This window comes from Coleofasciculus sp. G2-EDA-02 (assembly GCF_040226375.1).
Taxonomy (GTDB): Bacteria; Cyanobacteriota; Cyanobacteriia; order Cyanobacteriales; family Coleofasciculaceae; genus Coleofasciculus.
The window spans coordinates 1-9,372 of the sequence record NZ_JAVKEW010000245.1; the positions used below are offsets into that span (position 1 = coordinate 1).

Here is a 9,372-nt window from a genome sequence, read left to right on the forward strand (position 1 = left end):
AAATCGATTGGCGATACTCACGACTTTCGCCTGTGCTAGACTACTTTTATAGATTAACACATTATTTATTACAATACAAGACTAAGAGAAAATAAAAAGTCGTCCTAAAAGGACGAGGCTTGTATCCCTAGTTCTCGGTCATAAAATGACTATACCAAAATAGTGGAATAGTTGTAGGTTGGGTTGACCTTAGGAAACCCAACAGAATCTAGGGCTAAAGCCCTGACTACCAACTAGGGCTAAAGCCCTGACTACGAACTTTGTTGCCCTAAAACCCTTTTCACGGGTTCATATTCAGCGTTAATCTGGGACACTAGCGCCGCTTTCACCTCAACGGTTTCACTCTCCGCCTTGGCTTCTAATTCCTGACACAAATGAGCCAGACGGGTGGCTCCTACTATAGCACTGCTGGACTTCAACGTATGAGCTGTCCGTTCGAGCAGTTCGGTTTGTCCTTGAGTGAGGGCATCAGACAGGTTTTGTAAGAGTTTCGGGGCTTCCTCTAGATAACGCTTAATTACTTCGGCTAATACGTCCTCTTGATTAAGCATCTCACGTAATTGTTGAAAAATTACGGGATCAAACACAGGTTTATTTGACGCATCCAATCCCGCCGCCTTAGCGCTATCCGATGGGGTTGTATCATCAAGATGTTTCACCGGAATCTCTCTAGGATCTTCCAGACATTCCAGCTTCACATCTCTACAGGCTTTTTTTAACGCTTCAACCAATTCCTCCATGCGGATAGGTTTGCTGATATAATCATCCATACCAGCCTCAAGGCACATTTCGCGATCGCCTACCATGGCATTTGCAGTCATGGCAATTATTCGAGGACGTTTCGAGTGAGTATCCCCATTTAAATCCAACCACTCTTGACAAATACGACGGGATGCTTCTAACCCATCCATTTCTGGCATCTGAACGTCCATAAATACCACATCATAAGGCTGACGCCGTAGCGCTTCTAGAACTTCTAAACCATTCCCCGCCACATCGGCTCGATACCCCATCCGTTGCAGCAGATGCAACGCCACCTGCTGATTCACCTGATTATCTTCTGCCAGTAAAATCCGTAGGGGTAAACGTTCACCCATCTTGGCGTCAATGTCTGGCGTTTTGGCGCTGTGGACTTTAACCTTAATCGGTACCCCTGCCATTGCTTGCATCAGCACATCACACAGTTGAGACTGTTTAATCGGTTTAGTCAGAAACCCCGCAAACTTCTGCTTCACATCCGGTTCCTCGACTTGCAACTCACCCAGAGACGACAACATCACCAGAGGTAGGCTTTGACAACCGGGAAGTTTACGAATTTTCAAAGCCAATGTCACCCCATCCATCTCCGGCATCTGCATGTCTAAAATGGCAAGGTCAAACCGTTCCCCCTGATGCAGCCAGTCTAAGGCTTGAATACCCGATTGCGCCGCATAGCATTCCATCCCCCAAGCTTGAGCTTGTCGCATTAAAATCTGGCGATTCGTCTCGTTATCATCCACAATCAGCAGGCGTTGACCGTCAAGTTCCAACTGACAAACCTGATTACTATTAACTTTGGTGCTAGGTTCAGCCGGAACCACAACGGTGAAGTAAAAGGTTGAACCCACTCCATCTTGACTTTCTACCCACATTGTGCCGCCCATCATTTCACATAATTGCTTACAGATGGCGAGTCCCAACCCTGTGCCACCGTACTTACGGGTGGTTGAGGAGTCTACTTGACTAAAGGGTTGGAATAAACGGTTTAATCGTTCTGGGGGAATGCCAATTCCGGTATCCTTAACGGCAAATTGAATCCGGTAATGGGGGGTAGCTGCTGAGGGCGTAATGGATAGGGCTGGAGAATCAGTGTTAGTCTTGGTTTCCCGACGCTCCCATTGCTCATAGTCGAGTTTCTCGGCGCTGAGTGAAACAATCACTTCCCCCGATTGGGTAAATTTAACCGCATTACTTAAGAGGTTAACCAGAATTTGCCGTAAGCGGGTCACATCACCGACAACCATTCTGGGGGTTTGGGGCGTGATTTGATAGGCTAGTTCGAGGTTCTTATCACTGGCTTTAGCTGCTAATAGATCCAGACAATTTTCAACACAAACTTGCAGATCAAAAGAGGCTTTTTCTAACTCCAGTTTGCCGGATTCAATTTTGGAGAAGTCGAGAATATCATTAATAATGGTGAGTAAGCTATCGCCACTATTGCGAATCGTGGTGACAAATTCCTGCTGCTGATGGGTTAACGGCGTATCCAACAGCAGCCCAGTCATCCCAATCACCCCATTCATCGGTGTGCGAATTTCATGACTCATGGTGGCGAGGAACTCACTTTTGGCACGAGTCGCGGCTAAAGCTGCGTCGCGAGCTTGTGCCAATTCTTGTGAGGCTTGCTGACGCTCAATTTCTCCACCAATCCACTGCGCCATGAGTCTTAAAAGTTCAATTTCTATGTCTTTGAATGGCTTTTGTCGGGATGTGAGACTAGCGAAGCAGAGCGTACCATAGAGTTGATCAGCGACAACCACAGGGACACCAATATAGGCTTCAACTTGGAAAATCTTGTAACCTGGGTGATTGTTCCATTGGCTGGTGCTAGCCGAGAGGATACACAGGGGCTTTTTGGCGTGTAAGATTTCGGCGCAGTAGGTTTGTTTCAGATCAAGAGTGACCCCTGTAAATTTCAAATTATTGGGCATTTGGGCGGCGATGATTTCATAACGCCCATTTTCGGTGTCGATGTTTTCCACATGAGAGAGGATACCTACATCCAGATTAAACTGGCGGCGTCCCATTGCCAGTAAGTTTTGTAGCTTTTGCTCAAAGTTAGAATTTTGTGCGGTTGTGACTTCGTATAAGGCGCGAATTGCCGCCGCATTTTCTCGCAGTTCTTGCTCAATGTGCTTGCGTTGGGTAATATCAATGGCAATGCCTAAAATTGCCGGCGTTGCTGAGCCGGTGACGTAGAAGGGAATGCGGGTGGTTTGCACGATGCGAATGTTACCCTGAGCATCAGTAACCCTTTCCTCTGGGATGTGTTTGGGTTGTCCATGTTGGATAATTTGCTGTTCTTCTTCCCGAATGCGGCGCAGTTGTTCGGGGGATTGAATAAAGTCCTCGTCTTTGTGGTTGAGCAGGTGTTCTACCGTCGTCCCATAAGCATCTGCGATCGCTTGATTAACTAATATAAACTGTCCATCTAGATTTTTGGCGAAAATAAAGTGAGGGACAAGGTCAATGATTTGACGCAGCTTTTGCTCACTGGCTTGTAACTGTTCGGCGGCTTGCTTGCGTGCGCTAATGTCTTCGACGGAACCTTCATAGTACAGCAGCACACCATTCCCATCCCGCACCGCACGAGTATTTTCACTAATCCAGATAATACTCCCGTCTTGGCGATACACTTGAGACTCGAAACTGGAGACAGCACCCTGTTGATGAATCAGGCGTTTAAATTCAGCGCGTTGGTTTTGATCGACGTAGAGTTGATGTTCACAATCGGTGAGTCGGCTAATCAGGGCGGCGGGGGAGGGATAACCATAAATCCGAGCTAAAGCCGGGTTAGCGCTAAGATAATGTCCATCGGGGGTAGTTTGGAAGATACCCCAACCCGCTTTTTCAAAGATACTGCGATAGTTTTCTTCGGCTTCAAACAGGGCTTCGGCGACTTGGATACGTTCTTTGATTTCCCGTTCTAATTTCTCATTTACCTGTGTCAATTCCTTGGTGCGCTCATTCACCCGCTCCTCAAGTTGAGCATTTAGGGTACGCACCGCCGCTTCTGCTTGCTTGCGATCGCGGATTTCAATTTCCAGCGCCTGATTTGCGGCTTGGAGTTGAGCAGGGCTCGGTAGCGCTAAGGCTTGGGGAATCAGCGGAATCAGGACTAACGCTGTGTAACAGGAAACCAGAGCCGTAAACGCTTTAATCAACCCCGAGATCCAATAATGTGGAAACCAAAGTGTCCAGACTCCCATGACATGAGTCATCCCACAGGCAATAATAAAAGCACCAAATAAGAAAAATACTTTGGAAAACGGAATATCATGTCGCTGGCTAACAAAGTAAAGCAGGATAATCGGAATTGAAAAATAAGCCAGGGCGATTAAGGCGTCAGAAATAACATGTAGGGAAACTAAATTCGTTTGCCATAAGTAGCAATGACCGTGGGGAATATACAATAGTACTGGTAACAAATCTGGCATTGTCAGTCCTTTAGTAATCCAGCCGATTTACTCGCTTATTCAAGGGAGTGAATACTCCATGTTGTTTGGCTGTGAGCCGATTGAGGGTAGGGGCGCATAGCGATGCGCCCTGGCTCCCTTGATTGGGGGACACCAAGTTCAAGCTGCTGTCGAAACAAAGGAAATCAGGGATAGTTTGATTGAATTCCGTTTCCTGTAGGAAATGGCGAAAGATTAAAAGCTAATGGTAAATCACCCGTTTCTGTCTATTTAGTAGCACAACTTGTCAGAACTCTTTATCCTCTAACATGGAATACTTTATCTATAATAAACATTTTGGCTTGACGAATTAAGCCATTCCCCGCCACATCGTCTCGATACCCCATGGGGTGGCTTTACAGAATCTTTAAGGTTTTCTCCCGGAACTTTACCGAAACTTCATAGATCTCACCCTGGGATTGCAGTAGTCTTTTTAGTGTAGTAGAGAGTTAAGGTTGACTCCGCCAAATGAACAGAGCGGGGTCTTTTTGTGGGAATGAGATGCTTCTTGCATCGCGTCCCTACATTGTTCCTGGGTCAACCGGATTCATTAATGTTACAAAACTTAAACATGAAGCCAATGTAAATTCATGTCTGGGAGGAGAAACAGCGCCATCGGGATTCACCCCCTAGATTTAGGGGAAAACTCAACTCAACTGCCTAGATATGGTGAAATTGACGACTCGAAGGCATCTAAGTCGCGATCGCACGATAGTCCCCAAGCTTAATTCTTACGCCTAAAGCTTGTTGTCCCATAAGTTTCCTCAGAAACTCCTCTCCCCATTTTTGGCACAAGGATTTAGCATATAAGGGTGACTAAACTGTACAATCCCTTACAATCTCTAAGGGAAGGTAACTGGTTCAAGCTCATCTGCGGCGCCAGTTTTCAGCACCTCCCTGCCGTTCGTAACCTCACCTTGGCGTATACTCTAGCTGGGGCTGATTGTATTGATGTGGCAGCTGACCCCGCCGTCATTGCGGCGGCAAAGACAGCCTTAAATGTGGCGACAAGCCTGGTAGAGTCCGGTCAAGCACAAGGTATGGGATACCGTAGCCAACCCTGGTTAATGGTCAGTTTAAACGATGGGGAAGATCCCCATTTTCGCAAAGCAGAATTTAATCCGAATGCCTGTCCCCCAGACTGTCCCCGCCCTTGTCAAGCTATTTGTCCGGCTCAAGCGATTGTCTTCGAGCAACCGCCAACTCAGGCGGAAACTCTCCGCCTGTGGGAGCCAGATCAACCCTTCAACTCCCCGCACTCACCCAAGGGATTCTCCGGTGTTATCGATCAACGCTGTTATGGCTGTGGACGTTGCTTACCCGTTTGCCCTAGTCAACTCGTATATACTCGATCCTACGTATCCACACCCACAACCCTGGCTGAAGTAATTCTCAAAAACGAAGTTGATGCCCTGGAAATTCATACTCAAGTAGGACATTTTACAGATTTTAAACGACTCTGGGGCGCGATCGCTCCCTGGATTCATACCCTGAAGTTGCTGGCTATCAGTTGTCCTGATGGTGAGGGCTTCATTGACTATCTGTGGGAACTTTACCATCTGATCGCGCCCTTACCTTGTCCCCTAATCTGGCAAACCGATGGTAAGCCAATGAGCGGTGATATTGGTATCGGAACAACTCGAAAAGCCGTGAAGCTAGCCCAAAAAGCGTTATCAGCCAATTTACCTGGGTTCGTGCAACTAGCGGGTGGAACCAATCACCATACCGTCAGTAAACTCAAAGCAGCCAGACTCCTCAACCTAGGAACAACGGAGGAATCTGCGGCTAACCCAGTAAAGCCCTTTGTCGCGGGTGTGGCTTACGGTAGCTATGCCCGGGTATTACTGGCTCCGATTTTAGACCAACTCGATCAATACCATGAAGCAAATCATGATATCAATTCCCAATCATTTCCATTATCATCAAGGGCAAACCTGGAAAATGATCCGCAGCGGCTGCTCAAAGCCGTAGCCATCGCCCATTCTCTGGTGTCCCCATTGAAGTCTGTCCCTAAGCCTGTTTTGGCTTTGAGCCAAAATCAACCGGAACTATCCCTTTGATAACCAACAGCGATCGCTCTTTTTCACATACAAGCCTATGGTGAATGCCAACGGGATGAACCCATCCCATCCCCAATCGTTATCCAATCAAGAATTATCCAACACCATCAATTTAGCTGGGATGCAGATTACTGAGGATCTCCAAAAGTTACTGGATATTTTGCCAAAGGATATTCGCCAAATCCTAGAGCAACACCCCCATCGCGACAATTTAGACAATTTAATTGAAGTGGTGATGGATTTGGGTCGGTTTCCTGAGGTACGTTTCCCATCTGGCGCCGAATATCTATCACAAACCCCCGTCACCGCTGAACAATTAAACTATTGTGTTGAGCGGGTTGGGCATTTCAGTGGAGATAATCGAGCCGGACTGGAGAAAACCTTACACCGGATTAGCGCGATTCGCAATCGTCCCGGCGACATTATCGGGTTAACCTGTCGCGTCGGACGAGCCGTGTTTGGCACTATTGGTATGATTCAAGATCTCGTGGAACGGGGTCAATCAATTTTGATGTTGGGACGTCCGGGTGTGGGCAAAACGACGGCGTTACGCGAAATTGCCCGGGTGCTGGCTGATGATCTGCAAAAACGGGTGGTGATTATTGATACCTCCAATGAAATTGCTGGTGATGGAGATATTCCTCATCCCGCTATTGGTAGAGCCAGGCGGATGCAGGTGTCGCGTCCGGAACTTCAACATCAGGTGATGATTGAAGCGGTGGAAAATCACATGCCTGAAGTGATTGTCATTGATGAAATTGGCACCGAACTTGAAGCCCTCGCCGCCCGCACGATCGCGGAACGGGGGGTGCAGTTAGTGGGTACGGCTCATGGAAACCAAATCGAGAATCTGATTAAAAATCCCACGCTCTCTGATTTAGTCGGTGGGATTCAAGCGGTAACTCTGGGTGATGATGAAGCCAGACGCCGGGGTTCTCAAAAAACGGTATTAGAACGCAAAGCACCGCCCACGTTTGAGATTGCTGTGGAAATGCTGGAGCGTCAGCGCTGGGTAGTACATGAGAGTGTGGCGGATACGGTGGATTCCCTGCTGCGGGGACGTAAACCGAATCCCCAAGTGCGGACAGTGGATGAACAGAATAAGGTGATTATTACCCATGAATTTCCTGATGCGCCCGCACCTTTGGAACGCCATAACCCGTCGGGGTTAGTGGCTAAACCCAGTGGCTGGCGTTCGTCGGGACAGATGCAGCCTCTGTCACGCTCCTCATCGCCGTCTTCGGCTCAAACGAGTTACTTTGATCAGCTACTCCATGATTCTTGGCAACAAGCTACCCCCGTTGATGAGGTTGTAGACACGATTGGACCCAATGGTGAGGATTTGCCCCTTCATATCTATCCTTATGGGGTGAGTCGCCATCAAATTGAGCAGGTAATCCGAGTCCTAAATTTACCCGTTGTTTTAACGAAAGACATGGATAGTGCTGATGCGATTTTGGGCTTGCGATCGCACGTTAAAAGTCACTCAAAACTGCGCTCAATTGCTCGCTCCCGTCAAATTCCCATTCACGCGGTTAAAGCTAGCACTATTCCCCAAGTGACTCGCGCCCTGCGGCGAATGTTGGATATGGATGACCCTGGAACCCCCGATACGGCGGATTTGCGGTTGTTTACCCAAAGTGGAAGTGATGATGAGATTGAGGCGCTCGAAGAAGCACGTTTAGCTGTTGAGCAAATTGTGATTCCCAATGGACAACCTGTTGAGTTACTTCCGCGATCGCCAAAAGTGCGAAAGATGCAGCATGAACTGGTTGAACATTATCGCCTCAAGTCCGATAGTTTTGGCGATGAACCCAATCGCCGCTTGAGAATCTACCCCGCTTGATGGCAAGGGATAGGGGTGTGGCAAGAGGATAATGTGTAGAGTAGCTCACGAGACTCTTGCTTCACCCGTTCTTCCATCACAGCTTGCTGCAATTGGATAAATGCGGTAAAGTCTTCCATATCATATTTATTAACTAAAAGCTGACGCAGTTGCTCTTCAGCTTGCACGGTCAGATAACCGCTCTTTTGTGCTTCTTGTACTATTTCGCGAATTAATCTCATCAGTGAATCTCCAGTGTTAATCGGTAGATGAAAGTCAAGTAAGGTTTGGTGACTGATTGCTCTAAGCAACAGTCATTTTTTGCAAGAGATCTCCAGTAGAGGTTCCCTTGGCTGATGGCATTGTGATAACTTATATGATCGTTAAAAAAATTACCTTTTTTTAACAAATGTTCACATACATAGTTCCACCCCTGAACATAGCTACCCCTAACCTGAAGATATATAAAAGCATCGCTTTACCCTGAATAAAGCAGTCAATGCTTTATTATAGGGCATTTCATCGTCATATAAAGATTATATTAAATTTTTAATGGGCGTAGGCAAGTTAACTATCTTTAATAAAGATTGACATTTATTTATTCTTCATGTAAAAGGATGATAAATGATGAAATTGAGCGAGCTATTTCCTGATCCAGGACAAATCAGCCAATTTTCACAAATCTCTTGACATATTCCTAGGCAAAACTGCTAATATAAGCAAGGTACACACTTTGGGGTGTAGCCAAGTGGTAAGGCAGCGGGTTTTGGTCCCGCCATTCCTAGGTTCGAATCCTAGCACCCCAGTCGCATCTACCCCTATCTAGGGCTTGCTGAATAAGTTGTGGGTGAAGGGAGCGGGGGAAGCAGGGGGAGCAGGGGGAGCAGGGGGAGCAATGATACATTTTCCCTGATAGCAGTGCAAGGGTATGAAAGGGTTTTACCCTATTTCCTTGAAGATGATCCAATGTCTATGCTACTCAAAGCCTTGATAGATAAGGGTTTTGCCGTTGTGCAGCAAGCCCTATTTATAATCATCTGCCGATCACGCCCAGTTCTTCAGAGGGCAGAAGGTTTATTCGTGATCATCGGTTTTATACCGGGGATTAATTCGAGAAGAGATGATTTCACGAGATCGGTGCGCCTCTAGTCATTAAATCAATGGACAAAAGTGGATTATGTGGCATAACTATAGCCATCATGCCGATGGATTGGTGTGCAGTATTTGTGGTTAATGATTTGAAGCTTCTGGATAGATGTGGAAATATCAAACT

The 9,372-nt window shown here is 47.0% G+C and carries 5 protein-coding genes and 1 tRNA gene; 4 read left to right on the forward strand and 2 right to left on the reverse strand.

All coding sequences use genetic code 11. The features are described 5' to 3' along the window. Positions 1-251 precede the first annotated feature (251 nt). The gene (locus RLO19_RS28320) at positions 252-4,196 is read right to left on the reverse strand and encodes a response regulator (protein WP_446360723.1); all 3,945 of its coding nucleotides are present in this window, start codon (positions 4,194-4,196) and stop codon (positions 252-254) included. Between the two features lie 608 nt (positions 4,197-4,804). Between RLO19_RS28320 and RLO19_RS28325 the strand changes: the two genes are divergently transcribed. The 3 genes from RLO19_RS28325 (at position 4,805) to RLO19_RS28335 (ending at position 8,120) form a co-directional block, all read left to right on the forward strand. Next, complete coding sequence (locus RLO19_RS28325; protein WP_446360725.1) at positions 4,805-4,942, forward strand: hypothetical protein; 138 nt, start codon at positions 4,805-4,807, stop codon at positions 4,940-4,942. 84 nt (positions 4,943-5,026) lie between these two features. Beyond that, positions 5,027-6,274, forward strand: coding sequence for a circadian clock protein LdpA (gene ldpA, locus RLO19_RS28330; protein ID WP_446360727.1), 1,248 nt, complete (start codon positions 5,027-5,029; stop codon positions 6,272-6,274). Positions 6,275-6,395: 121 nt separating this feature from the next. After that, complete coding sequence (locus RLO19_RS28335; protein ID WP_446360731.1) at positions 6,396-8,120, forward strand: R3H domain-containing nucleic acid-binding protein; 1,725 nt, start codon at positions 6,396-6,398, stop codon at positions 8,118-8,120. On the opposite strand, the gene RLO19_RS28340 is transcribed toward RLO19_RS28335, so the two are convergent. After that, positions 8,108-8,410, reverse strand: coding sequence for a hypothetical protein (locus RLO19_RS28340; protein ID WP_446360729.1), 303 nt, complete (start codon positions 8,408-8,410; stop codon positions 8,108-8,110). The genes RLO19_RS28335 and RLO19_RS28340 overlap by 13 nt on opposite strands. Positions 8,411-8,833: 423 nt before the next feature. Here RLO19_RS28340 and RLO19_RS28345 point away from each other — a divergent pair. Further along, a tRNA-Gln gene (locus RLO19_RS28345) sits at positions 8,834-8,905 on the forward strand. Positions 8,906-9,372 lie beyond the last annotated feature (467 nt).